The sequence below is a fragment of the Luteitalea sp. TBR-22 genome (genome assembly GCF_016865485.1).
Taxonomy (GTDB): Bacteria; Acidobacteriota; Vicinamibacteria; order Vicinamibacterales; family Vicinamibacteraceae; genus Luteitalea.
Genome location: NZ_AP024452.1, coordinates 2,382,288 through 2,406,678, shown reverse-complemented (window position 1 = coordinate 2,406,678; position 24,391 = coordinate 2,382,288). Strand labels below are relative to the sequence as shown.

Annotated in this window: 19 protein-coding genes; 4 read left to right on the top strand and 15 right to left on the bottom strand. The window is 69.0% G+C overall.

What is annotated here, in order from left to right:
• Window positions 1-527: 527 nt before the first annotated feature.
• From TBR22_RS09890 to TBR22_RS09880, 3 genes are all read left to right on the top strand, one after another.
• A complete protein-coding gene (locus TBR22_RS09890; protein WP_239492811.1) occupies window positions 528-1,877 on the top strand; it encodes a Gfo/Idh/MocA family protein in 1,350 nt (449 codons plus the stop codon).
• The gene (locus tag TBR22_RS09885; protein WP_239492810.1) at window positions 1,861-2,937 is read left to right on the top strand and encodes a PmoA family protein; all 1,077 of its coding nucleotides are present in this window, start codon (window positions 1,861-1,863) and stop codon (window positions 2,935-2,937) included. Before TBR22_RS09890 ends, TBR22_RS09885 begins: the two co-directional genes overlap by 17 nt.
• 229 nt (window positions 2,938-3,166) lie before the next feature.
• Window positions 3,167-3,568, top strand: coding sequence for a cytochrome c (locus TBR22_RS09880; RefSeq protein ID WP_239492809.1), 402 nt, complete (start codon window positions 3,167-3,169; stop codon window positions 3,566-3,568).
• 81 nt (window positions 3,569-3,649) lie between these two features.
• Here the strand turns inward: TBR22_RS09880 and TBR22_RS09875 are convergent, their stop codons facing one another.
• The 15 genes from TBR22_RS09875 to TBR22_RS09805 form a co-directional block, all read right to left on the bottom strand.
• Window positions 3,650-4,990 carry an alpha-L-fucosidase gene (locus TBR22_RS09875; RefSeq protein ID WP_239492808.1) on the bottom strand — a complete coding sequence of 447 codons (1,341 nt, stop codon included), beginning with the start codon at window positions 4,988-4,990 and terminating at the stop codon, window positions 3,650-3,652.
• Between the two features lie 72 nt (window positions 4,991-5,062).
• Entirely contained in the window at window positions 5,063-7,177 is a 2,115-nt protein-coding gene (locus TBR22_RS09870; protein ID WP_239492807.1) for a S9 family peptidase, read from the bottom strand.
• Window positions 7,178-7,303: 126 nt separating this feature from the next.
• Window positions 7,304-8,167 (bottom strand): hydroxypyruvate isomerase family protein, encoded by an 864-nt coding sequence (locus tag TBR22_RS09865; RefSeq protein WP_239492806.1) that lies wholly within the window; start codon window positions 8,165-8,167, stop codon window positions 7,304-7,306.
• A 147-nt stretch (window positions 8,168-8,314) separates the two neighbouring features.
• On the bottom strand, window positions 8,315-9,523 hold the full coding sequence (manD, locus tag TBR22_RS09860; RefSeq protein WP_239492805.1) for a D-mannonate dehydratase ManD: 1,209 nt from the start codon (window positions 9,521-9,523) through the stop codon (window positions 8,315-8,317).
• 85 nt (window positions 9,524-9,608) lie between these two features.
• A complete protein-coding gene (locus tag TBR22_RS09855) occupies window positions 9,609-10,637 on the bottom strand; it encodes a sugar kinase (protein WP_239492804.1) in 1,029 nt (342 codons plus the stop codon).
• A 100-nt stretch (window positions 10,638-10,737) separates the two neighbouring features.
• On the bottom strand, window positions 10,738-11,385 hold the full coding sequence (locus tag TBR22_RS09850) for a bifunctional 4-hydroxy-2-oxoglutarate aldolase/2-dehydro-3-deoxy-phosphogluconate aldolase (RefSeq protein ID WP_239492803.1): 648 nt from the start codon (window positions 11,383-11,385) through the stop codon (window positions 10,738-10,740).
• Complete coding sequence (locus tag TBR22_RS09845; RefSeq protein WP_239492802.1) at window positions 11,382-12,893, bottom strand: MFS transporter; 1,512 nt, start codon at window positions 12,891-12,893, stop codon at window positions 11,382-11,384. The genes TBR22_RS09850 and TBR22_RS09845 overlap by 4 nt, the downstream gene beginning before the upstream one ends.
• 19 nt (window positions 12,894-12,912) lie before the next feature.
• The gene (locus TBR22_RS09840) at window positions 12,913-13,686 is read right to left on the bottom strand and encodes an SDR family NAD(P)-dependent oxidoreductase (protein ID WP_239492801.1); all 774 of its coding nucleotides are present in this window, start codon (window positions 13,684-13,686) and stop codon (window positions 12,913-12,915) included.
• Between the two features lie 138 nt (window positions 13,687-13,824).
• A complete protein-coding gene (locus TBR22_RS09835) occupies window positions 13,825-14,589 on the bottom strand; it encodes a FadR/GntR family transcriptional regulator (protein ID WP_239492800.1) in 765 nt (254 codons plus the stop codon).
• A 417-nt stretch (window positions 14,590-15,006) separates the two neighbouring features.
• Window positions 15,007-16,170: a Gfo/Idh/MocA family protein gene (locus tag TBR22_RS09830; RefSeq protein ID WP_239492799.1), complete on the bottom strand. Its 1,164-nt coding sequence runs from the start codon at window positions 16,168-16,170 to the stop codon at window positions 15,007-15,009.
• 125 nt (window positions 16,171-16,295) lie between these two features.
• Entirely contained in the window at window positions 16,296-18,074 is a 1,779-nt protein-coding gene (locus TBR22_RS09825) for a GMC oxidoreductase (protein WP_239492798.1), read from the bottom strand.
• A 3-nt stretch (window positions 18,075-18,077) separates the two neighbouring features.
• On the bottom strand, window positions 18,078-18,707 hold the full coding sequence (locus tag TBR22_RS09820; protein ID WP_239492797.1) for a gluconate 2-dehydrogenase subunit 3 family protein: 630 nt from the start codon (window positions 18,705-18,707) through the stop codon (window positions 18,078-18,080).
• Window positions 18,707-19,738, bottom strand: a complete 1,032-nt coding sequence (locus TBR22_RS09815; RefSeq protein ID WP_239492796.1) for a Gfo/Idh/MocA family protein — start codon at window positions 19,736-19,738, stop codon at window positions 18,707-18,709. Before TBR22_RS09815 ends, TBR22_RS09820 begins: the two co-directional genes overlap by 1 nt.
• Window positions 19,739-20,029: 291 nt before the next feature.
• Window positions 20,030-21,661: an FAD-dependent oxidoreductase gene (locus TBR22_RS09810; protein ID WP_239492795.1), complete on the bottom strand. Its 1,632-nt coding sequence runs from the start codon at window positions 21,659-21,661 to the stop codon at window positions 20,030-20,032.
• Between the two features lie 131 nt (window positions 21,662-21,792).
• A complete protein-coding gene (locus tag TBR22_RS09805; protein ID WP_239492794.1) occupies window positions 21,793-22,656 on the bottom strand; it encodes an alpha/beta hydrolase in 864 nt (287 codons plus the stop codon).
• A 218-nt stretch (window positions 22,657-22,874) separates the two neighbouring features.
• On the opposite strand from TBR22_RS09805, the gene xylB reads away from it, so the two are divergent.
• Window positions 22,875-24,386: a xylulokinase gene (xylB, locus tag TBR22_RS09800; RefSeq protein WP_239492793.1), complete on the top strand. Its 1,512-nt coding sequence runs from the start codon at window positions 22,875-22,877 to the stop codon at window positions 24,384-24,386.
• Window positions 24,387-24,391 lie beyond the last annotated feature (5 nt).

Genomic DNA, 24,391 nt, shown 5'->3' with positions numbered 1-24,391 from the left:
CCGCCTGGCACTGCACCTGCCGTCCCTGCGCCCCAGCGGCGCCGTGCCGGGGACGGCCGTAACTGCCTCGCGCGCCGGGCATCCACCGCGCGTCGCAGAACTCGCAATCGCCACCGCCCGACCGGGCAAGCGACGACCTCCCTGATCACCGTCTAGTTGTCTCGCCACTCCATGACGCACCTCCGGCAGACACCGTCCCCGTTGCGGCCGAATCGGGGGCCGCCCCGGGGGGCGCCTGACGCCTTCAAACTGCCTGCATGCAGGGGCATGGAGCGAGGAAAACCTCAAAGGGTTTAACACAGCCACTCTGCGCGGTCAAGGCGAGTAGCGCACCAGTGGTCCCACATTGACCCAGAAGTGGACTAACCAATTTGGCGCCAAGTTGCGCCGTATACCCTCTCTGTAGTACTTCTCCCGGTGCAAACGCACACCCCCGACAGGGCCGAGTGGTTCGACCAGTGCTCCCGGTCACACCCCGTGCGGCCACGCGTCACAACCGGGCCCGCCCGCGGCCCCACGGAGGTCCGATGCCCGACCGACGACAATTCCTGCACGCCGCCGGCGCCACTGCCGTCGCCGCCACCCTGCCCGCCCGCAGCTACGCCCGCATCCTCGGCGCCAACGACCGCGTCCGCGTCGGCATCGTCGGCTTCTCCGACCGCTGCCGCGGCAGCCTGATCCCCGCCTTCCAGCAGCACGCCGCCGGCATGAACTTCGAGCTCGTCGCCGTCTCCGACCTCTGGAGCCTGCGCCGGGAGGCCGGCAGCGCCGCGCTCCAGAAGCTCGGACAGTCTTCACCGATCGTGTGTCGGAACAACGACGAGCTCTACGCCCGCAAGGACGTCGACGCCGTGATCGTCGCCACCGCCGACTTCCAGCACGCGCAGCACGGGGTCGAGGCAGTTCGCGCCGGCCGCGACGCCTACGTCGAGAAGCCGATGGCCAACACCATGGAGGACGCGCGCGCCCTCCGCAAGGCGGTCAAGGACACCGGCAAGATCGTCCAGATCGGCACGCAGCGCCGCAGCGCGAAGAACTACCAGCAGGCCTACGAGTACCTCAAGTCCGGCAAGTTCGGCGACATCGTCGCCGTCGAGATGACCTGGAACGTCAACCAGCCCGGACGCTGGCGGCGCCCCGGCCTGGTCGACAAGCTGCGCCAGGAGGACACCGACTGGACGCGCTGGCAGCTCAATCGCCCCAAGGAAGCCTTCGACCCGCGCAAGTACCTCGAGTTCCGGCTGTTCTGGCCGTACTCCTCAGGCATTCCCGATCAGTGGCTCGTGCACCAGATCGACACCGTCCACTGGTTCACCGGCTACCCGCGGCCGCGCAGCGTCGTCGCCAACGGCGGCATCTACCTGTGGCGCGACGGGCGCCGCAACTGGGACACGTTCACCGGCGTGTACGACTACGGCCCGCTCGACGACACGACCAAGGGCTTCCAGGTGATCTACAGCTCGCGCATGACCAACGCCGCTGGCGACGTGAAGGAGTACTACTACTCCAACGGCGGCATGCTCGATCTGGACAAGAACACCGTGACCGACACCGGTGGCCTGAAGGAGAACCACGCCAAGGCCATGGGCATGAAGGCCAACCTCCTGCCCTCGATGTCGATCGCCGAGGCCGCCGCCATGCAGACCGGTGCCGACACCGGCGCCGACGACGCGACGTCGGCCAACATGAAGAACTGGATGGAGTGCGTGCGCAGCCGCAAGACGCCCAACGCCAGCGTCGAGGCCGGCTACAGCCACTCGGTGGCGCTGTGCATGACGATCGCCGCCATCCAGACGGGCCAGCGGATCACGTTCGACGACGCCACGCAGGAGGTCGTCGTCGGTGGACAAGGAGTCAGCAGTGCAGCGCGACGCTAGGTACACGACGGGCACCGGGCAACGGGTTCCGGGCACCGGGTCCACACGCACGCAACGGACCGCCACGATGGCCCTCGTCGGCGCCCTCGCGTTGGGAGGCATCGCCGTGAGCGCACAGGCGCCGAAGGTGGCCATCAGGAGTCTGCCGGCGGAGAAGAAGGTGGAGGTCACCGTGGACGGCAAGCCGTTCACCACCTACATGTGGCCCGACACGCTGGAGAAGCCGGTGCTGTACCCGATCAGCACCGCGGCGGGCACGGTGATCACCCGCGGCTTCCCGACGCTTCCGGGCGAACGAACGGATCACCCGCACCACGTCGGCTTGTGGTTCAACTACGGCGACGTCGACGGCTTCGACTTCTGGAACAACTCCGACGCGATCAAGCCGGATCAGAAGCCGAAGATGGGGTCGGTCAAGCACCGCGAGGTGGTCAAGGCCGAGAGCAAGGGCGACCACGCCACCCTGCAGGTGAAGGCCGACTGGGTGTCGGGCGACGGCAAGACGCGCCTGCACGAGACGACGACGTTCACCTTCCGCGCGGCCGCCGGCGGCGTGCGGATGATCGACCGCGTGACGACGCTGGCGGCGGCCAGGGGCACCGGCACGGTGAAGCTGACCGACAACAAGGAAGGCACGCTCGGCCTGCGCGTCATCAGGGCCCTCGAGGATCCGGACGAGAAGGGCAACACCGCCGCCGGCTCCACCGGCAAGTACCTCTCCAGCGAGGGCAAGGTCGGCAAGGACGTGTGGGGCACCCGCGGCACGTGGACCAAACTCAGTGGCCAGGTCGACGGCAAGGACGTGACCGTCGCCATCATCGACAGCCCCGGCAACCCGGGGTACCCCACGTACTGGCACGCCCGCGGGTACGGCCTGTTCGCGGCCAATCCGCTCGGCCAGGCCGCGCTCAGCAACAACAAGGACACGCTGAACTTCTCCATCAGCGAAGGCAAGCCGGCCACCTTCAGGTACCGCATCCTCGTGCTCGACGCCAACCCGACGGCCGAGCAGATGCAGAAGTACGCGGCCGGCTGGGCTGCGACCAGCAACGGCTCCTGAGCGTCGAACGAAGCAGGAACCCGGAAGGCAGGGGCCCGTTGGTCCTCAACAGGCCCTGCCGAAGACCGGCCCGGTCTTGCCCTGACCGAAGGCGAAGGGCACAGCGGCCCAGCCCGCCCACTCCGGCGCGGGCGCCGATGGCAAGCTGGGCCTACCGTCGCGGGTAGGCGCTGTCCTACACTGTGTGACTGCAGGCCACCCGGCCGCGCACTTCGAGGACGCACGAACGATGGTGAATGCACGGATGGTGGGCGCCGCCTGTCTGGCGCTCGTGATGGCGGCTGGCACAGGGTCGACGATCGCGCTGGCGCAGGCCGCCAAGAAGAAGACCGCGAGCAAGGCCAAGGGCGCCGATGGCCCGGTCCCGACGCCGGAGGAAGTGGCGTCGGCCGAGGACATCTACAAGACCAAGTGCGCCGTCTGCCACACGCTCGACGGCAACTCGCCCATCGTGAACATGAACTTCGCCGACGGCGAGTGGCGGCACGGTTCGAGCGTGAAGGACGTGATCAACACGATCACCAACGGCGTGCAGGGCACGGCCATGATGCCCTTCAAGACGCAGTTCAGCCCTGGCGAGATCGCCGCCCTCGCCCGCAAGGTCCGCGGCTTCGACCCGAAGCTGAAATAGGGCCACAGGGCCCGGTAGGGCGGCGTGTCCCACGCCGCCGTGAGTCGATAGCGGCGCGGTGGACACCGCGCCCTACCTTCCCTACATCTCGAACGCAATCACCGTGTCGTACTCGTCGCGCGCCGACGGGTCGAGCGTGAGCAGCACCGTTCCATCGGGCTGGACGGCAAAGCGCGCCGGCGCGCCGCCCTTGAGGTACGCGGCACGTTTCGGGGTGCCGCCGAGCGACGGGATGGCGAGCGCCTCGTCCTGCCACTCGAGCACGTGGACGTACACGGTGCTTCCCTTCTTCGTCGTCACGCCCCACGATCGCGGCGCCACCGGACCCTGACGAGTGCCGTAGATCGACGCGCCGTAGGTCTTCAGCCAGGCGCCGATCTGCTCGAGCCGCTCGACGTGCTCCGGCTGGATCCGGCCATCGGGCATGGGGCCGACGTTGAGGAGGAAGTTCGCGCCCGCGCCCGACGCGCGCACCAGGTACTGCACCAGTTCCTTCGTGCTCTTGTGCCGCCGATCCTGCAGGTTGAAGCCCCACGCGCCGTTGATGGTCTCGCAGGTCTCCTTGGGCAGCGCCCCGATGGCGGTGGTGTTGAACCCGGCCGTGTTGGCGCCAGGCAGGTCCTTCTCGAACATCTGGAAATCCTCGCCCGGGAACGGCAGCTGGTGGTGATTGCTGCCGACGAGCGCGGCCGGCTGGAGCCTGTGAATCAGCTGGTAGGTGCGCGCCAGCTTCCAGTCCTCGCCGGCCTTGTCCCACTGCCCGTCGAACCAGATGCCGCCGATGGGGCCGTACTGCGTGAGCAGCTCGGTGAGCTGCGTGTCCATGTACCGCAGGTAGGCGTCGAAGTCGCCCTTCTCGGGACGCTCGCTGTCGCGTCCGGTGCGGCCGCGCGGGAAGTAGTCGGGGTGATGCCAGTCGAGTTGCGAGTGGTAGAAGAAGACCTTGATGCCTTCCTTGCGCGCCTCGTCCACGAGCATCCGGATCACGTCCTTGCCGTAGGGCGTGCGCTCGACGATGTCGTAGTCGGACACCTTCGAGTCGAACATCGCGAAGCCGTCGTGGTGCTTGCTGGTGATGGTGATGTACTTCATGCCCGCCGCCCTGGCGATGCGCACCCATTCGGCGGCGTCGTAGCGGATCGGGTTGAAGAAGGCCGGCAGCTTCTCGTAGGTCTTCGCGGGGATGCGCTGGTTGTTCATCACCCACTCGCCGTCGCCGAGCACGCTGTAGACGCCCCAGTGGATGAACAGCCCGAACCGCGCGTTCTCGAACCACTGGCGCGCCTCGAGGTTCTCCCTCGTCGGGGTGTACTGGTACGACGTCTTCCGGTTGACGTCCTCGCCCTCGGGCGGTTGCGCGAGGGCGGTGACGGGGGCCAGCGCCAGGACGGCGGCTGCGACGGCCAGGATGCGGACGCTCATGCGCCCTATGGTAGTCGTGATCGTCAGGTAGGGCCGCCGTGAGACGACAGCGGCGCGGTGGGACACCGCGCCCTACCTCTTTCCCAGTTGCTGGAGGATGAAGGCGTACTCGAGCGCCACCTGCTCGAGGCGCGTGAAGCGACCGGACCGGCCGCCGTGCCCGGCTTCCATGTTGACCCGGAACAGCACCGGCGACGACGACGTGTCGAGCGTGCGCAGCTTCGCCACGTACTTGGCCGGCTCCCAGTACTGCACCTGCGAGTCCCACAGGCCGGTCGTCACGAGCATCGCGGGATAGGCCTTCTTCTGCAGCTGATCGTAGGGCGAGTACGACAGCATGTAGTCGTAGAACTCCTTCTTCTTCGGGTTGCCCCACTCGTCGAACTCGTTGGTGGTGAGCGGAATCGACTCGTCCAGCATCGTCGTCACGACGTCGACGAAGGGCACGTGCGACACGATGCCGCGATAGCGCTCGGGCGCGAGGTTGGCCACCGCGCCCATCAGCAGGCCGCCGGCGCTGCCGCCCATCGCGAAGACCTTGTCGGCCGCGGCGTACTTTCGGGCCACGAGCGCCTCGGTCACGTCCACGAAGTCGGTGAAGGTGTTCTTCTTCTTGAGCAGCTTGCCGTCCTCGTACCAGTGCCGGCCGAGTTCCTGGCCGCCACGGATGTGCGCGATGGCCATCACGAAGCCGCGGTCGAGCAGGCTCAGCCAGTCGGTGCGGAACGCGGGATCCGACGAGATGCCGTACGAGCCGTACGCGTACAGGTACAGCGGCGCGGAGCCGTCGCGCGGCGTCTCCTTGCGGTACACGATCGACACCGGCACCTTGACGCCGTCGCGGGCCGGCACCCAGATGCGCTCGGTGGCGTAGCGCGCCTTGTCGAAACCGCCGAGGACGGGGGTCTCCTTGACGAGCGTGCGCGCGCCGGTCGTCATGTCGAGGTCGTAGATCGTGCTCGGCGTGGTCAGCGACGTGTACGAGTAGCGCAGGACCGTGGTGTTGGCCTCGCGGTTGACGCCGAGGCCCATCACGTAGGCGGGCTCGTCTGACGCGACGTCACGGGACGCCCCCGCCGCGTCGAGGATGCGCAGCCGCTGCAGGCCGTCGCGCCGCTCCCCCACCACCACGTAGCGGTCGAAGGGCTCGACGCCCGACACGAACACGTCGTCGCGATGTGGCACGAGGTCCTTCCACTGGTCGCGCTGGCCGATGGCAGCGTCGGTGGCCTCGACGACGCGGAAGTTCTTCGCCTTGTAGTTGGTGCGGATGATCCAGTGCGTGCCGACGTGATCGGCGTCGTACTCGAAGTCGCGCTCGCGAGGCACGAGCACGCGGAAGGCGGCCGTCGGCTGGTCGGCCGGGATGCAACGCGCCTCGCTCGACACCGTGCTGCTGACGCCGATGCAGAGGAACCGGTCGTCCTTGGTGCGGCTGACGCCCATGTAGAAGCTGTCGTCGGGCTCCTCGTACACCAGGACGTCGGTGGACGGGTCGGTGCCCACGACGTGCCGCTTGACGCGCTTGGAGAGCAGCGTCTTCGGGTCGATCTCGACGTAGAAGACGGTCTTGTTGTCGGCCGCCCACGCGACGTTGCCCGAGGTGCCGGTGATCTTCTCCGGCAGCAGCGCCCCGGTCGCGATGTCCTTGAACTGGATGACGTACTGGCGCCGCCCCACCGTGTCGGTCGAATAGGCGAGCCGCGCGTTGTCGAGCGACACGTCCCACTGGCCGAGCGAGAAGTACTGGTGCCCCTCGGCGAGCGCGTTCTGGTCCACCAGCACCTGCTCGGCGCCCCCGGCGACCGGCCGACGGACGTTGACCGCGTAGTCCTTGCCGGCCACGAATCGGCTGGAATACAGGAAGCCGCGCATCCGCCAGGCCGGCTGCTCGTCGTCCTGCTTGTAGCGCCCCTTCAGTTCCTCGAACAGCTGCGCGCGAAGCGCCTTCACCGGGGCCATGACGGCCTCGGTGTAGGCGTTCTCGGCCTCCAGGTGCTTCAGCAACTCGGGCGACTTGCGGGTGTCGTCGCGCAGCCAGTAGTACGGATCGACACGGTCGCCGTTGGGCGAGGCGACGGTGTGCGGCTTCTGCGCCGCGACCGGCGGCGTCGGCGTCTGGGCCATCAGGGGCGCGGTGGCGGCGACGAGGGCCGCGCTGACGAGAAGGGAGAGGCGGGGTTCCATGGGCTGAGGTTCGGTTCGTCGCCGTCGACCTTGGTCGACGGTCAGTGATGTTCCCGGAGACGGTCGGCAGCTCGAACCACGTCGAGGCGATGGGGAGGCCGCCCAGGCGGCCTCCCCATTCCTACCCTACACGTTGCAGAGCTGGACCGCCTCGCGCAATGACGTGAGCGGGTCGCGCGTCGGGATGAACTCGTGGGCGAAGTATCCCTGGTAGCCCTTGTCGACCACCCACTTGGCAATCGTCTTCCACTGCAGTTCCTGGGTGTCGTCCAGTTCGTTGCGCCCGGGCACGCCGCCCGTGTGCAGGTGCGCGATGTACTCCCAGTTCTCGCCCATGGTCCGGAGGATGTCCCCCTCCATGATCTGCATGTGGTAGATGTCGTAGAGCAGCTTGATGCGCGGCGACCCGACCCGCTTGCAGATGTCCACGCCGTACGCGGTGTGATCGCCGATGTAGTCCTTGTGGTTGACCTTGCTGTTGAGCAGTTCGACCACCACGGTCACGCCCTCGGCCTCGGCCACCGGCTTGATCCGATTGAGGCAGGCGACGCTGTTGGCCTTGGCCTCCTCGAGATCCTGCCCGCGGCGATTGCCGAAGAACGTGATCACGTTGGGGACGCCGGCCTTGGCTGCCTTCGGGATCATCTCGGTGAGCGAGGCGACGATGCCGTCGTGGAACTTCGTGTTGTTGATGCCGTCCGGGATGGACCGCACCGCCGGGAAGCCCGTCGAACACACCAGGCCGAAGTCGCGCTTGGCGATGGTCCACTCCTCCTCGGTGAGGAGGTCGACGGCGGGCAGCCCCATCTCGGCGCACGCCTTGAAGAACTCCGGCAGCGGAATCTTGTTGTAGCACCAGCGGCAGACCGACTGCTTCAGGCGGCCGGAGCCGGGCTTGGCCGCTTGCGCGCCGGCCACGGCCGGCAGCGCCGCGCCTGCGGCGGTCAGCGCGGCGGCGCCGAGGAGTTCACGACGGGTGACGTCGGACATGGGACGAGGTCTCCTTGAATGGGCGGATTGTACACGCTGGGCCTTGGGGCCGGGGCCTTGGGCCTTGGTTCTTCAGCCTTCGACCTTCCGGCATCGCAGCATTCCCGGCATCGCAGCATTCAGCTGGTGAGCGCGGCCCGACCGCGCTCACCAACTATGCATGGTGCCGTCAAGCTTCCGGTTCACCGGCAGGTACGCCGGATCGTACGGGTACTGCGCGGCCAGCGCCTCGTCGATGTCCACGCCCAGGCCGGGGGCGTCGCCGGGGTGCATGAAGCCGTCGCGGTACGAGTACTCGTGCGGGAAGACGACGTCGGTCTCGGCGTTGTGCGGCATGTGCTCCTGGATGCCGAAGTTGTGCACGCTGAGGTCGAAGTGCAGCGCCGCCGCCATGCACACCGGGCTCAGGTCGGTCGCGCCGTGGCTGCCGGTGCGCACCTGGTACAACTCGGCGAGCGCCGCGATCTTGCGCAGGTGCGAGATCCCGCCCGCGTGCACCACCGTCGTCCGCACGTAGTCGATCAGTTGCTCCTGAATCAGCTGCTGGCAGTCGAAGATCGCGTTGAACACCTCGCCCACCGCGATCGGCGTCACGGTGTGCTGCCGGATCAGCCGGAAGGCGTCCTGCTGCTCGGCAGGCGTCGGATCCTCCATCCAGAACAGGTGATACGGCTCGAGGGACCGCCCGGCACGGGCCGCCTCGATCGGGGTCAGCCGGTGGTGCACGTCGTGCAACAGGTCGATCTCGTCGCCGAACTCGGCGCGGATCCGCTCGAACAGGCGCGGGATGAACGTCAGGTAGGCCTCGGTGCTCCAGCGGTGCTCCGACACCCCGCCCTTCTCCGCCGGCTCGTACGGACGATCGCCCTTGGCGACCCCGTACGTGCTGTGCAGGCCGGGAATGCCAGACTGCACGCGGATGGCGGTGTAGCCGAGGTCCAGGTGATGCGCGACGGCCTTGACGGCCTGGTCGACGTCGGTGCCGTTGGCGTGGCAGTACACCCGCACCGCCTCGCGAGAGGCGCCACCGAGCAGCTGGTACACGGGCAGGTTCGCCACCTTGCCCTTGATGTCCCAGAGCGCCGTGTCGACGGCCGCAATCGCGCTCATGGTGACCGGGCCGCGCCGCCAGTAGGCGCCCTTGTACAGGAACTGCCAGATGTCCTCGATGCGCCGCGCATCGCGGCCGATCAGCAGTGGCGCGACGTGGTCGGTCAGGTAGCTCGCCACCGCGAGCTCACGGCCGTTGAGGGTGGCATCGCCGAGCCCGTGGACGCCGTCCTCGGTCACGATCTTCAGCGTGACGAAGTTGCGCCCCGGGCAGGTGACGATGACGCGAGCGTCGACGATCTTCATGGTCGTGGCGCGTCGACCTGAAGGTCGACGCCTACAGCTGTTCGTAGCGGTCGACCTTCAGGTCGACCGACTGAGGTCGCCCGTCCTACCGCTGCACTCGTCCGCTGCCGTCGCCCTTCACGAGGCGCTCGACCTCGTCGACGGTGACGCGGTTGAAGTCGCCGGGGATGGTCTGCTTGAGCGCGCTCGCGGCGACGGCGAACCGCAGCGCGTCGATCGGCGACTTGCCCGAGACCAGGCCGTAGATCAGCCCGCCGGCAAAGCTGTCGCCGCCGCCGATGCGGTCCACGAGCCGCACCTCGTAGTGCTGGCTGCGCTGGAAGTCACCGGTCGCCTTCTCGTAGATGCAGGCACTCCAGCCGTTGTCGCTGGCCGAGTGGCTCTCGCGCAGCGTGATGGCGATCAGCTGGCAGTCGAACGTCTCGGCAACCTCCGCGGCCGTCGCCTTGTACGCCTCGAGGTTCAGCTCGCCGGTCGTGACGTCGGTGCCGTGCACGTCGAACCCCAGCACGGACTGGATGTCCTCCTCGTTGGCGATGACGACGTCCACCCACTCCATGAGCGGGCGCATCACCGACTGCGCCTTCTTCTCGGACCACAGCTTCTTGCGGAAGTTGAGGTCCATGCTCACGGTGGCGCCCGCCGCCTTGGCCGCCTGCAGCGCCTCCTTCGTGCACGCCGCGGCGTCGTCACCGAGCGCCGGGGTGATGCCGGTGCAGTGGAACCACTTCGCGCCCTCGAGGATCGGGCCCCAGTTCACCGTGCCGGGCTTCAGTTCGGCGATGGCCGAGCGGGCGCGGTCGTAGATGACCTGCGAGGCACGCTGGCTCGCCGAGCTCTCGGCGTAGTAGACGCCGATGCGATCGCCGCCGCGCAGGATGTGCTCGGTGCGCACGCCCTCGGCGCGCAGCGCCTTCACGGCGGCCTCGCCGATCGCATGCGACGGCAGGCGCGTGACGTAGTGGCTCTCGCACCCGAACGCCGCCAGGCTGACGGCGACGTTGGCCTCGCCGCCGCCGAAGGTGGCGACGAACTGCTGGGTCTGGAGGAAGCGCTCGAACCCCGGGGGGCTGAGGCGGAGCATGATTTCGCCGAAGCAGACAGTCTTGATCATGGTCTCGGGGGCGGCCTTCGGCAGTCGGCCGTCGGCCCGCTGATTTCGCGTAGCCGTCGACCTTCAGGTCGACGGTCAGCGTCGCGCCGAAGCTCGACGCCTACACCTTCCTTGCAGCCGCCACGCTCTCGACCACGGTGCGGGCGTTCTCGGCGATCTGCGCGAAGTCGTTGGCGGCGAGCGCCTTGGCGTCCACCAGGTTGCTGCCGACGCCGACCGCGCAGGCGCCGGCCCTGATCCAGTCGCCGGCGTTGGTGAGCGTGACGCCGCCGGTCGGCATCAGCTTCACCTGCGGCAGCGGCGCCTTGACGTCCTTGATGTAGCCGGGCCCGAGCGTCGTCGCCGGGAAGACCTTGACGACGTCGGCGCCGGCCTGCCAGGCGGTGAGGATCTCGGTGGGCGTGAAGCAGCCGGGCATCACCGCGACGTCGTAGCGATGCGCCAGCTCGATGGTCGGCAGGCTGAGCACGGGCGAGACGAGATACGTCGCGCCGGCGAGGATCACCTGGCGGGCCGTCTCGGGATCGAGCACCGTGCCGGCGCCGAGCTGGAAGCCGGCGGGCAGGTCCTTCGCCAACTGCTCGATCAGGCCGACGGCACCCGGCACGGTCATGGTCACTTCCATGGCCGTGACGCCGCCCTCGATCAGGGCATCGACCACGTTGCGCAGCTTGCCGGCATCCTTGAGGCGGATGACGGCCACCACGCCGCTCTGCTCGATCGCGCGGACCACGTCGGTCCGACTCATGCCACGCCTTCCTTTCCGGGGGCCGGCAGTTCCAGCGTCGCCGGCGTCATCTTCGGCACCAGCAGGTGGACCACGCCGAGTGCCAGGAGGTACAGGGTGCCGGCCGCGACGAAGATCGGCACGTAGTTGTTGCCCGAGGCATCGAGCCACACGCCGACGGCAATCTGCATGATCGCGCCGCCGCAGGCACCCATCATGCCGCCGAAGCCGATGACGCTACCGACGGCGCGCCGCGGGAACATGTCGCTCACCAGCGTGTAGACGTTGGCGCTCCACGCCTGGTGACCGGCGGCGGCCACGCTCACCAGCAGCACCGAGGTCCAGAGCGAGTCGGCCTGGGCCGCGAAGACGATCGGGGTGACGCTGATGGCGAAGATCAGCATCGTGAGCTTGCGCGCGGCGTTGACCGTGTAGCCCTTCTGGATCAACTTCGAGCTCACGTAGCCGCCGGCGACACTGCCGAAGTCGGCGATCAGGTAGATCGTCGCCAACGGCAGCATCGCGCCCTTGATGTCGACCTTGTGCACCTTCAGCAGGAAGTCGGGCAGCCAGGTGAGGTAGAGCCACCACACCGGGTCGGTCATGAACTTGGCGACCGCGTAGGCCCACACCTGCCGGCGCGGGTTGAGGATGATCGCGACGACGAGGCCGCCGACGAAGAACGAGACGGCGACGAGCCTGGCGCTGAAGAACGTGGCCGCCACCGTGCCGCTCACGAAGCATACCGCGGCGACGATCCCGGCCAGCAGGAGGCCGGGCACCTTGTAGGCGGCGCTGTCGGGTGGGTCGCTCTCGATCAGCGCCAGTTCGGCCGCGTTGACGTGCGGGTGCTGGCGCGGCGACTTGTACTGCCAGAGCCACACGCCCAGCCACACGAAGCCCACCGCGCCCGTGCCGAAGAAGGCCCAGTACCAGCCGTAGCGGAACAGGATGATCGGCACGACGATCGGCGTGAGCAGCGCACCGATGTTCGTGCCGGCATTGAAGAGCCCCGTCGCCAGCGCCCGCTCCTTCTGCGGGAACCACTCGGCGATGCTGCGCACCGAGCCGGGGAAGATCGCCGCTTCGCCGATGCCGAGCAGCACGCGGCACAGCGCGAAGCCGGCCACCGAGGCCGACATGGTCAGCCCCAGCGCCCCGAAGGCGCCCTGCACGGCGCTGCCGATTTCGGGCGCCTCGGCGTGCAGCATCGCTGCGACGCTCCACAGGCAGATGGCGATGGCCAGCCCGCGACGGGTGCCGATGCGGTCGATCATCCAGCCCGAGGCCAGCATGCCGACCATGTAGGCGACCTGGAAGAAGAAGTTGATGTACCCGAACTCGGTGTTGGTCCAGCCGAATTCCTGGGTGAGGGGCGCCTTGAGGACCGCCAGGACGTTGCGGTCGATGTAGTTGATCGTCGCGGCGAAGAACAGCAGCGCGCAGATCACCCACCGGACGCGCGTGGCCGCGCCTGCCGTGGTGGGGGGAGCGGCACCGTGGGACAGGGCGGCGTCAGCCTGGGCCATGCAAGTCTCCGGTCCGACGCTACTGGTTCACGCCGCTGGCGAGGAAGCCGCCGTCGACGACGAGCACCTCGCCGGTGACGAAGGAGGCGGCCGGCGACGCCAGGTACACGGCCGCGCCGGCGAGCTCGGGGATGCTGCCGAACCGCTTCATCGGTGTCCGCATCAGGAACTCCTTGCCGCGACCGGTGCCGTCGAGCAGTTGCGCGTTGAGGTCGGTACGGAACACGCCCGGGGCGACGGCGTTCACGGTCACGCCGTGCGGCGCCCATTCGATGGCGAGCGACTTGGTGAGCGAGGCCACCGCCGCCTTGCTCGCGGCGTAGGCCGCCACCTCGTACAGCGCGACGAACGAGGACAGCGAGGCGATGTTGATGATGCGTCCCCACTTGCGCTCGATCATCGAGGGACCGAACACCTGGCAGGCGCGGAGCGTGCCCGTGAGGTTGGTCTCGAGGATGGCGGCCCAGTCGGCCTCGTCGACCTCGAGCGTCGGCGAGCGCTTGGTCCGTCCGGCGCAGTTGATCAGGATGTCGGTCGGGCCGAGTTGCGTGGCCACGCCGTCGCGCAAGGCGACCAGCGATGCGCGGTCGGCGACGTCCACGGCGATGCGGGCGCTGCGGCGGCCCATGCCCTCGATCTCGGCGGCGGCCTCGTCCACCAGCCCCTGCCGGCGGCCAGTGGCCACCACGTCCGCGCCGGCCTCCGCCAGGCCGCGCGCCATGGCGCGGCCGATGCCCGACGTGCCGCCGATCACCACGGCGACACGGCCACTCAAATCGAATCCCTGGAACATGTGCAGTCCGTCGCTCCGTCAGGCTCGCCGTGGGTGACGGCGCGCGTGAAGCGCCCGGTCGTCGGACGAGCAGGTGTTGGGCCCGCAAAACCTATCAGGCAGGCCCCGCGAAATCAAGGAAGGTCCCCCACCTGCGCCCTAGCCCGCGGCGGCGACCACCACGGGCGGAGGGGCGGCGGCCTCGTCGCCGAAGCCGGCCTCCGACGCCTGCCGGTCGCGGGCCCGCGACAGGTGCGCATCCATCGCCCGACGCGCCCGCTCCGGATCGCGCGAGCGCAGGGCCTGATAGATGCCGCGGTGCAGTTCCGCCGCCTCCTTGAGGTCGGTCCCCTGCTCGGCCGTGCGGCGTCGATGCTCGTAGAAGATCTCCGACACCATCTCCACCAGCGAGGCGAGGATCGGGTTGCCGGCGGCCGCGGCCACCGCGCGGTGGAACCGGATGTCGTGCACCAGGAAGGCCTGCGGGTCGTCCATCGACGCGTACATGCCGGTGATCTCCTCGGAGATCGACGCCAGCTGATCGCCGGTGGCGCGCTCGGCCGCCAGGCCCGCCACGCCGACTTCGAGCACGCGTCGCGCCTCGAACATCTCGTCGCGCGTGAACCCGTGCAGCGCCGCCAGGAAGCTGAGGGGCTCGCTGCCGAGCGTCGGCGGGCCGCCACGGATGAACGTGCCCGCGCCGTGGCGCGACTGCACCACGCCCATGGCCGAGAGCGCGCGCAACCCGGCGCGCACGCTGGGGCGGCTCACCCCGACGCGGAGGGCCAGTTCGCGCTCGGCCGGCAGCCGGTCACCCGGCCGCAGCGCTCCACGCTCGATGAGCTCACGGACGTGCGCGACGACGAGTTCCGCGGCTACGCCCTCGAACGGTTTCTTGGAGGTGCGTTGCTTCTCTGTGGTCATACCAGTATCCCGGATGACACGTGCTGGTTGTTGGCCAGCGCACGCTATCACCCGCCACCGGGCGTGTCAATTGTCAACACAGCGACCCAGTCGGCCTGCGCAGGTCCTGCCGCCCGCTCCCGTCGTCGGCGGCCGATTTTCTGAAGCGAGGCGCTGCCAGACCGCAAAGGTATGACCAATCTGCATCGATCCGAAAGTTCGGAAGGGAAACAACAAGAACATGGACGTGGCAGGGGCGTGAGCTGGACTCGACGATCCCCGATCCGCGATCTCTGATCCCCGATCCCCGAAACGATCAACGCCCGGCCATCCGTGAGGACGACCGGGCGCTGACAGGTGAACGGGGGACCTGCCCCCGACTCCCGACTCCCGACTCCCGACTCCCGACTCCCGATTCCCGACTCCCGATTCCCGACTCTACAGCGTCGCCACCGCCGTCCAGACGTTGCCGTTGCGGTGGCTGGCCAGCACGGCGTCGATGATCGCGTTGGCGCGCCAGCCGTCCTCGAACGAGGCGAAATGGGCCGGCCGCTCCGACATCGGCTTGCCTTCGGCGATGTGCTCGTAGACGGCCTTGAGCACGTTGCGGAACGCGTCGGGCCAGGCCTCCTGGTGGCCGCCCGGCAGCTTGGCCAGGCCAGCGACGTCGGGGTCCATCAGTGACGGATCCTTCTGGAGGATCACGTTGCCCTTGCTGCGGTTGCCGATCCAGAGCTCGTTCTGCTGCTCCTGATGCCACCGCAGCGACGCCTGGCTGCCGCTGATCTCGAGCCAGAGGTCGTTCTTGTGACCGGCGTGCACCTGTCCGACCGTGAAGGCGCCCTTGGCGCCGTTCTCGAAGCGCACCAGCACCGAGCACAGGTCCTCGACCTTGATGTCCACCGGCTCGTACTGGTCGTCGGCTCCGGCCTGCGCGAAGGCGATGCGCGCCCCGACCGGCTTCTTGCGCACCGGGATGACGGTGGTCAGGTCCGACAGGACGTGCGTGATCCGCAGGCCCGAGACGTGCTGCGCCAGGTCGCACCAGTGCGACCCGATGTCGCCCATCGCCGACGACTCGCCGCCCTTGTCGGGCTCGAGCCGCCAGCTGTAGTCGGTCTCGTACAGCAGCCAGTCCTGCAGGTAGGCGCCGTGGATGAAGCGCGGCAGGCCGATCTCGCCCTTGGCGATCATCGTGCGCGCCTGCTGCACCAGCGGGTTGCCGCGGTAGTTGAACGTGACCGCGTGCACCACGCCCTTCGCGGTGGCCGCGTCGAGCAGTTCCCGGGCCTGCGCCGAGGTCATGGCCAGCGGCTTGTCCGACACGATGTGCTTGCCGGCCGCGATCGCCGCCATGTTCACCGGGTGGTGCATGTAGTTGGGCGTCGCGTTGTGCACCACCTGGATGTCGGGGTCGGCCAGCAGGTCCTGGTAGTTCCCGTACGACTTGGGCACGCCCAGCGCCTGGGCCTTGGACCGCGCCAGTTCCTCGTTGAAGTCGGCGATCGCCACGACGTCCACGAACCCCAGCCGCCGCACCGCCTCCAGGTGGTGGGGTCCGATGAACCCCGCCCCGACCAGACCCATCCCGATTCGCTTCACAGGCATCTCCTCACCGGTTGTACGACTTCAGAATTTCAGAATTGCAGAATTTCAGAATTGCAGAATTTCAGAATTGCACGAAGGTCGAGAGGTACTGAAATTCTGCAATTCTGCAATTCCGCAATTCACAGGTTCCCCGTCCGCATCTGTTCCTTCACGTAGTCCATGGCGCGCCAGCAGAGCGCCATGATCATCCACGTCGGGTTCTGGCAGCTCGCCGACACGAAGATGCTGCCGTCGACCACGAACAGGTTCCTGATGTCGTGCGTCTGGCCGAACGAGTTGGTCACCGAGGTCTTCGGGTCGGTCCCCATGCGGGCCGTGCCCATCTCGTGGATCGACCAGCCCTCGGTGAGGATGTTGCGCCGCACGACGATGTCGGTGGCCCCGGCGGCACGAAGCATCTCCTCGGCCGTGTCGGCCATGTCGGCCGCCATCTTCTTCTCGTTGTCGCTGAAGGTGTAGTCGAACTTCAGCACCGGGATGCCCCACGCGTCCTTGACCTCGGGATCGAGGAAGACGCGGTTCTCCTTGCGGGCCAGCACCTCGCCGAAGCCGCCGTAGTTGACGCGCGCCGGGTAGTTGGCGCGGACCGTCTTCTTGAAGGCGGCGCCGAAGCCCGGCGTCTCGGCGGCGTTGGCCGGGAACTCCGCCGCGCCGCTCGCGCCCTGGAAGCCGTAGCCCCGGATGAAGTCGGGGTGCTTGTCGGTGACGTTGCGGAACCTGACGATGTACGTGCTCTGCGGCCGGCCATCGTCGTTGGTCGGGGCGGTGCCGACGCGCGACGGCAGGATCCCGCTCGCGCCCGGCCCCATCACGTGCTCGCAGAAGTAGTGGCCCACGACGCCCGACGAGTTGGCCGTGCCGTTGGCGCGGGTCGCCGACTTGCTGTTCAGCAGCAGCCGTGTCGACTCGAGGCACGAGGCGGCCAGGATGACGATCCGGCCGCGGAAGTCCATGACCTCCTTCGTGTTCTTGTCGATCACCCGCACGCCGGTCGCCTTGTTGGTGCGGTCGTCGACGAGCACCTCCGACACGACCGAGTCGGTGCGCACGACGAGGTTGCCCGTGTCGCGCGCCGGGAAGATCAGCGCCGCCGGCGAGTGGAACGCCGCGTTCAGGTCGCAGCCGCGACCGCAGCGACCCCGGCCCATGCACCGGGCGCGATACTTGTTGTTCAGCACGCCGTCGGTGGTCACGCCGGCGCGACCGGCGATCAGCTTGCGGCCCATCTTCGCGATGGCGCGCTGCACCTGCACCTCGCCGCAATTGAGCTTGAGCGGCCGCTGGAACAGGCCATCGGGCAGGTGCGGGATGCCTTCCTTGGTACCCGTGATGCCGAGCAGCGTGTCGACCGTGTCGTAGTAGGGCGAGATGTCGGCGTACGAGATCGGCCAGTCCTCGCCGAAGCCGTCGTGGCTCTTCGCCTTGAGGTCGAGGTCGGAGAAGCGCAGCGACACGCGGCCCCACAGGTTCGTCTTGCCGCCGAGCACGCGGGCCCGCACCCACGCGTACGGCGTGCCGGTGATCGGGTGCTCCTTCTCGTTGACGATCCAGTCCTTCGTGAAGTGATTGCCCGAGTAGGCCATCACCTTCTTGTACTTCTGCATCTCGGGCGTGAGCCCGTACGGCCGGTCGAGCGTGCGGTACTCGGCGGCCTGCAGCGCGAACTCGCCGACCGGCAGGCGGTGCCGACGGAGGTCCTTGTACGGCCACTCCATCGTCTTGTACTCCTTCTGCGGATCGAGCATGCGCCCGGCCTCGAGAAGGAGCACCTTGATGCCCGCCTGCGCGAGCTGGAAGGCGGCCATGCCGCCGGCGGCGCCGGAGCCGACGACGATCGCGTCGAAGGGCTCCTTGCCCGGCGTGACGGGGGCCGAGGGCTGGAGGTCGTGCATGTGCATGGGTCAGGCCTTCGCCTGGGCCTTCTGGCCGCAGTGGGGACAGTCCTTGCCGTCCTCGGTGAGGCAACCCACGAACTCCGGCAGGTACTGGTTGCCCTTGTACTGCAGGTCCTGCTGGATGCCGATCTCCGAGGTGTAGTAGCCGCGGATGGTGGCGTCCTTGGCCGACCTGAAGAACTGCTCCACGGGGGTGGTCGGCTGCGCCTCGTTGGCGCTGATGGCGGTGAGCAGCGCCTCGACCTGCGCGGCCTGCAGCTTGACGAACGGCACCTTGTGCGCGGCCACCGCGGCGGCGTCGAGCGCCGCCAGGCCAGAGGTCCAGGCGGCCTGCAGCGCGGCGTCCGACTCCGACAGCAGCAGGTCGATGTAATCGGCGACGCGCGCGGCGCGGGCGCCCGGCGAGTGCGCGTCGGTGGGGATGATGGCCTCGGTCAGGGCGTCGACCGTGGCGTACTGCGCGGGCGTGAGGGCCTTGAGCTTCGGCGCGGCCTTGGTGCGCTGCAGCGCCTCGAAGGCGAGCACGCCCTCGTCCGACAGTACCGGCAGCATCGCGATCGTGCCGACGCTGGTGCCGACCGCCTTGAGCAGCGAGCGCCGGCTCAGGCCGGCTCCGGGATCGTTCATCTCGTTCATCACATGCCTTCCGGTTGCAGGGACACGCTGGTGCCGGTGCGTGCCGATTCGTACAGGGCCTCCACCAGCGCCACGCTGCGCCGTCCCTCCCGGGCGTCGCACGCCGGCCGACGACCGGCCCCCAGGGCATCGACGAAGTCCTCGACGACGCGGCGGTGGGGAGACGCATCGGCGACGACCGCCGTCGACGCGCTCTTGGTCGCACTGGTGAGCGTCGTGCCGTCGACGTGTCCGCTCTTGAGGTCCCATCCGGCGATGCGGTCGTGCTCGAGGATCAGGGTGCCCTCGGTCCCGGTGATCTCGACGCGGCGAGGATAGCCCGGGTACGCCGCGGTGGTCGCCTGGAACGTGCCGATCGCGCCCGAGGCGAAGGCCAGCGAGGCCACCAGCGTGTCCTCGACGCGGATGTCGTGCAGCACGGTGGCGGCACGCGCCTGCACGCTGGCGACGTCGCCCAGCAGGAACAGCAGCAGATCGACGGTGTGGATGGCCTGGTTGATGAGGGCGCCGCCGCCGTCGAGCGACGGGGTGCCGCGCCAGGGCGCCGACCGGTAGTACTCCGGTGCTCGGTACCACTTGACGCGGGCGTCGACCAGCAGCACGCGCCCGAGTCGGCCTGCCGCGATCGCGTCGCGCGCCTCGACGAACGCCGGCGTGCACCGGTCCTGGTAGAAGACACCGAGCTTCACGCCGGCACGCTCGACCGCCGCGATGGCAGTGTCGACGCGCTCGACGGTGATGTCGAGCGGCTTCTCGGTGAGCACGTGACACCCGCGCGATGCGGCGAGCGCGATCTCGTCGGCGTGCACGCCCGACGGACTGCCGATGCAGACCAGGTCGATCGCGTGCGCATCGAGCAGCGCGGCCAGCGAGGGCGCCGCGGCCAGCGCGTACCGCTCGGCAAGCGCGCCGACCTTGGCGGCGTTGGATCCGCACACCGCCACCGCCTCGAGCCCGGGCACCTCGGCCACGGCCCGGATGTGCGTGTCGCTGATGTTGCCGCCGCCGGTGAACCCGACCCGCAGGATCACCCTCGTCCCCCCTGCTGCGCTGTCACAGAAGGCGAGGATATGTCAGGGCCGCGTCGGGGGACAAACATCGGGAATCGGGAATCGGGAGTCGGGAGTCGGGAGTCGGGAGTCGGGAATCGGGATCGGGAGTCGGGCGGCGTGGCGGCCCCCGAACGGCCTTCGTCATTCGGCCGTCGGCCTTCGTTGTAGCCGTCGGCCTTGGCCGACGGGCAGGACCGCCCTCGGCCGCGATCTGACTGCCGGCCAGGGCCGGCCGCTACATCGCTGAGCCGTGCGCCGTAAGCATTGAGCCTACTTCTTCACCCACTCGAACACGGCGCGCTGACTCTGCAGCTTCGCCTGGAGGGCGGTCGGCGACACCGCCTGCACGGGGATGTCGGCGTCGATGGCCATCCTCGCGGCCACGCCGGCGGCCTGGCCGATGATCATGTACTGCGGCTCCATGCGGAGCGTCGAGTACGCCACGTGGCTGGCCGAGAAGGCCACCGGCACCAGCAGGTTGGTGGCCTGGGTCCGCTTGGGCAGCATCACCCGGTAGGGGATCTGATAGGGCGTCACCGACACCTGCATGTCGCCCTCGTTCTCGGCGAACCCCTCGGCGTTGACGATGCGCTGGATGTTGTGCGAGTCGCTGTTGTACGAGCCCATCCCGATGACGTCGGGCTTGCGCAGGTCGGTCTGGATGTCCTTCTGCGAGACGACGAACTCCCCCACCATGCGGCGCGCCTCCCGCACGTAGAGCTGGTGCGGCCAGTGGCCGGTGTCGACGAACTCGTCCTTGCACAGTCCCCAGGGCGCCATTGCCGCGTGCAATGCGGCAGGCACCTGCGGGTCGTGCTGCAGGAAGTACAGGAAGCCCTGCACGTAGTCCACGTGCGCCTGCCAGATGCGGGCGCGGGTGGCGTAGTCGCCGTCGGCGTATCCGTAGTTGCCGCCGATGTAGTCGGTCGAGAAGGCGCCGTTGTTGTTGGTGTCGGTCTTGCCGTTCGGGAGCGGGTCGGGCTTCATCACGTCCCAGAGCGACCACGGCTGCTTCAGGCGCCCGCGCGGATCGCCCTTCTGCACCTGCGCCTCCGGGGCGAGCGCGGCCTCGCGCTTGACCGCGTCCATCGCGGCAAGCATCTTCGCCAGCAGCGCGTACCGGGCTGGCGAGTAGCCGGCCGGCTTCGGAAACGGCACGCGGTTGTCGGCCCGCTGCGTCATGCACACCCGGAAGTTGTAGGCCTGCAGCTTCGTGTCGGCGCTGCCCGCCGGGGCCTTCGGCTCCCCCGAGATCTCGGGCAGGAGGCGCCCGGTCTCGTCGCGCGCCGGGACCGACACCTGGAACTGGTGCAGGGGCGTGCGGTCGCGGACGCCGGCCAGCGACTCGCCGTACTGCTCGACGCCCTCACGGCCGAAGGTGTAGCTCACACCTGCCTGCGCCATCAGATCGCCTTCGTAGGTCGAGTCGACGAAGACCTTCGCGCGGAACTCGGCGCCGTTCTCCAGCCGGATGGCCGTCACCTGCGTCCCCTCCTTCGTGACGCCCGTCTTCTCCACCAGCCGGTGCCGGTAGAAGACCTGCACCCCGGCCTCTGCCGCCCACTCGCGGAAGATGGCCTCGGCGACGTGCGGCTCGAGGTACCACTGGATCGGCGTGCCGTACTTCTTCCCGGCGCGTTCGTAGTACTCGAGCGCGTAGCCGCCGATCACCTCCTTCTTGCCGAAGTCGGTCCAGCCGAGGCCGCCCGACACCATGCCACCGAGGTGATCGCGCGGCTCGAGCAGCGCCACCTTTGCGCCCTCGCGTGCCGCGGCAATGGCCGTGACGACCCCGCCGGCGGTTCCGCCGTACACGACGACGTCGAAAGAACGCGGCTGGGCCGTGGCGGTGGCGACGAGTCCCAGCGTGGCGACAAGGGCGAGGGCAATGGCACTACGCATGGCAATTTGAAAGTTGAAATTCGAAATTCTTGGGGGGCGCGGCTGCGCCGCCGACCCTCGGGATCTGGCGCGCGGCACGGCCGACAGGCCGGCCGCCGATCAATTTGAAATGTCGAATCTCAAATTGCGCGTCACTTGGTCACCGTCAGCGTCGTCGCCGTCGCCAGGCCGTGCTTGTGGAGCCAGAGGCCGGCCAGCGCCGGCCACGTGCCGATCGGGCCTTCCTTCTCCCCGAGGCCGAAGCCGTGTCGACCGCCCTCGTAGAGGTGGAGCTCGACCTCGACGCCGGCTTTCCGCATCGCCTGCACGAACAGCAGGCTGTTCTCCGGCGGCACGCCCGTGTCGCCCGTGGTGTGCACGAGGAACACCGGCGGGGTCTGCGCGGTGACGCGACGCTCCGACGACATCTCGGCCATCTGCGCCGCCGTCGCCTCGGCGCCGAGCAGGTTGGTCCGCGAGCCCTTGTGCACCCAGGCGTCCTCGGTGAACGTGATCACCGGATAGATGAGGATGGCCGCGTCCGGACGGCTGCTCACACGATCGATCGGGTCACTTGCCGACGCGTCGCCCGACGTGAACTGGGTGGCCGCGGTGCTGGCCAGGTGCCCGCCGGCCGAGAACCCGAGGATGCCCACCCGGCCGTCCAGCCCCCAGTCCTTTGCATGAGCCCGCACGTACCGGATGGCGCGCAGCGCGTCAGACAGCGGCGCGGGATGACGGTAGGGAGAGACGCGGTAGCGCGCGACGAAGGCCGTGATGCCCACCGTGTTCAGCCAGCGCGCGATGGGCTCGCCCTCGTGCGCGGCGCGACCACGATAGCCACCGCCCGGCAGCACGACGAACGCCGCGCCGGTGGCGGTACCCGGCGCGGGCTGGTACACCGTCAGGGCCGGCGTGTCCTCCGGGCCGGCGCCCGTGGCGAGGGGCGCCGCGGACGGCCACAGCCGGATCTCGGTGCCCGTCGGCGGGAGTTGAGCGTGGGCGGTTCCGGACATCAGGAGGAGCAGACAAGCACACACGAGTCGACGCATACGCCTCGCCAATCGGAATCGACCGCAGTCGGACACGGCCGGCTGGGACAGCCGGCCCTGCCCCACATCATTGTCGCGGCGTGTTATAGCATGCAGCCCGTCCAGCGTCCGATTCCCGGTTCCCGATCCGCGACCCGTGATTCCCGGTGCCCGGCACCCGGTGCCCGGCGCCCGTCCTGTTTATGACCTACCTCCTCGGCATCGACGTCGGCACGGGCGGCACCCGTGCCCTGATCCTCGACGAGTCCGGCGTCGTCATCGCGTCGGCCACCGCCGACCACGCACCGTTCGCCTCGCCGCGCACCGGCTGGGCCGAGCAGGATCCCGACGACTGGTGGCGGGCCTGCCGGCAGGCCGTGCCGCGTGCCCTGCAGGACGCGGGGCTGCAGCCTTCCGACATCGCCGCCATCGGCCTGAGCGGCCAGATGCACGGCGCCACGCTCCTCGACGGGGCGGGAGCGGTGGTGCGTCCGGCGCTGATCTGGTGCGACCAGCGCACGCAGGCCGAGTGCGACGAGTTGACGACGCGCATCGGCGCCGACCAGTTGATCGCCTGGACCAGCAACCCGGCGCTGACGGGGTTCACGCTGCCCAAGCTGCTCTGGGTGCGTCGCACCGAGCCCGACGCCTGGGCACGCGTGCGACACGTCCTGCTGCCGAAGGACTACATCCGGTACAAGCTGACCGGGGGGTTGGCGACCGACGTCGCCGATGCCTCGGGCACGCTGCTGTTCGACGTCGCACGGCGCCGGTGGTCGAGCGAGATGCTGGCCGCCACCGATCTCGGCGCCAGCCTGCTGCCCGAGGCGATGGAAGGGCCGCAGGTCACCGGATCGCTGACGGCCGCCGGGGCCGAGGCCGTGGGCCTGGTGGCTGGCATTCCGGTCGTGGCCGGGGGCGGCGACCAGGCGGCGGGCGCCGTCGGGATGGGAATCGTCCGCGCCGGCGCGGTGAGCGCGACGATCGGCACGTCGGGCGTCGTGTTCGCGGCCACCGATCGCCCGGCCCTCGACCCGAAAGGACGCGTGCACACGTTCTGTCACGCGGTGCCCGGGCGCTGGCACGTGATGGGCGTCACGCAGGCGGCCGGCCTGTCGCTCCGCTGGTTCCGCGACCGGTTCGGCTCCGGTCCCGACGATGGTCGCGATCCGTACGAACGGCTGACCGACGAGGCGATGGCGGCCCCGGCCGGCGCCGACGGCGTGCTCTGGGCGCCATACCTGATGGGTGAGCGCACCCCACATCTGGACGCCGATGCGCGCGCCGCCCTGGTGGGGCTCGCCGCGTCGCACACGCGGGGACACGTCATCCGCGCCATCCTCGAAGGCGTGGCCTTCAGCCTGCAGGACAGCTTCACGATCCTGCGAGAGATGCAGGTACCTGTCGAGGGCATCCGCCTGGGCGGCGGGGGGGCCCGGTCGCCCCTGTGGCGGCAGGTGCAGGCCGACGTCTACGGTCAGGCCGTGCAGACGGTGGCTGCCGAAGAGGGCGCGGCGTACGGCGCCGGCCTCCTCGCCGGCGTCGGTGCGGGCGTGTGGCCCGACGTCGACACCGCCTGCCAACGCGTCGTCCGCGTGACCAGCGAGGTCGAGCCGGGCGAGGCGCAGCCCGTGTTGGCCAGGCAGTACGAGGCGTACCGGGTGCTGTATCCGGCGTTGAAGCAGGTGCGCGACGCGCTCGAGGTCAAGCGGTAGGGCGG

What these genes read in the sequence shown, in the direction of transcription:
- TBR22_RS09890 (WP_239492811.1), top strand. Translation starts at nt 528, where the DNA reads ATGCCCGACCGACGACAATTCCTGCACGCCGCCGGCGCCACTGCCGTC.
- TBR22_RS09880 (WP_239492809.1), top strand. Translation starts at nt 3,167, where the DNA reads ATGGTGAATGCACGGATGGTGGGCGCCGCCTGTCTGGCGCTCGTGATG.
- TBR22_RS09875 (WP_239492808.1), bottom strand. Translation starts at nt 4,990, where the DNA reads ATGAGCGTCCGCATCCTGGCCGTCGCAGCCGCCGTCCTGGCGCTGGCC.
- TBR22_RS09870 (WP_239492807.1), bottom strand. Translation starts at nt 7,177, where the DNA reads ATGGAACCCCGCCTCTCCCTTCTCGTCAGCGCGGCCCTCGTCGCCGCC.
- TBR22_RS09865 (WP_239492806.1), bottom strand. Translation starts at nt 8,167, where the DNA reads ATGTCCGACGTCACCCGTCGTGAACTCCTCGGCGCCGCCGCGCTGACC.
- manD (WP_239492805.1), bottom strand. Translation starts at nt 9,523, where the DNA reads ATGAAGATCGTCGACGCTCGCGTCATCGTCACCTGCCCGGGGCGCAAC.
- TBR22_RS09855 (WP_239492804.1), bottom strand. Translation starts at nt 10,637, where the DNA reads ATGATCAAGACTGTCTGCTTCGGCGAAATCATGCTCCGCCTCAGCCCC.
- TBR22_RS09850 (WP_239492803.1), bottom strand. Translation starts at nt 11,385, where the DNA reads ATGAGTCGGACCGACGTGGTCCGCGCGATCGAGCAGAGCGGCGTGGTG.
- TBR22_RS09845 (WP_239492802.1), bottom strand. Translation starts at nt 12,893, where the DNA reads ATGGCCCAGGCTGACGCCGCCCTGTCCCACGGTGCCGCTCCCCCCACC.
- TBR22_RS09840 (WP_239492801.1), bottom strand. Translation starts at nt 13,686, where the DNA reads ATGTTCCAGGGATTCGATTTGAGTGGCCGTGTCGCCGTGGTGATCGGC.
- TBR22_RS09835 (WP_239492800.1), bottom strand. Translation starts at nt 14,589, where the DNA reads ATGACCACAGAGAAGCAACGCACCTCCAAGAAACCGTTCGAGGGCGTA.
- TBR22_RS09825 (WP_239492798.1), bottom strand. Translation starts at nt 18,074, where the DNA reads ATGCACATGCACGACCTCCAGCCCTCGGCCCCCGTCACGCCGGGCAAG.
- TBR22_RS09820 (WP_239492797.1), bottom strand. Translation starts at nt 18,707, where the DNA reads ATGAACGAGATGAACGATCCCGGAGCCGGCCTGAGCCGGCGCTCGCTG.
- TBR22_RS09810 (WP_239492795.1), bottom strand. Translation starts at nt 21,661, where the DNA reads ATGCGTAGTGCCATTGCCCTCGCCCTTGTCGCCACGCTGGGACTCGTC.
- TBR22_RS09805 (WP_239492794.1), bottom strand. Translation starts at nt 22,656, where the DNA reads ATGTCCGGAACCGCCCACGCTCAACTCCCGCCGACGGGCACCGAGATC.
- xylB (WP_239492793.1), top strand. Translation starts at nt 22,875, where the DNA reads ATGACCTACCTCCTCGGCATCGACGTCGGCACGGGCGGCACCCGTGCC.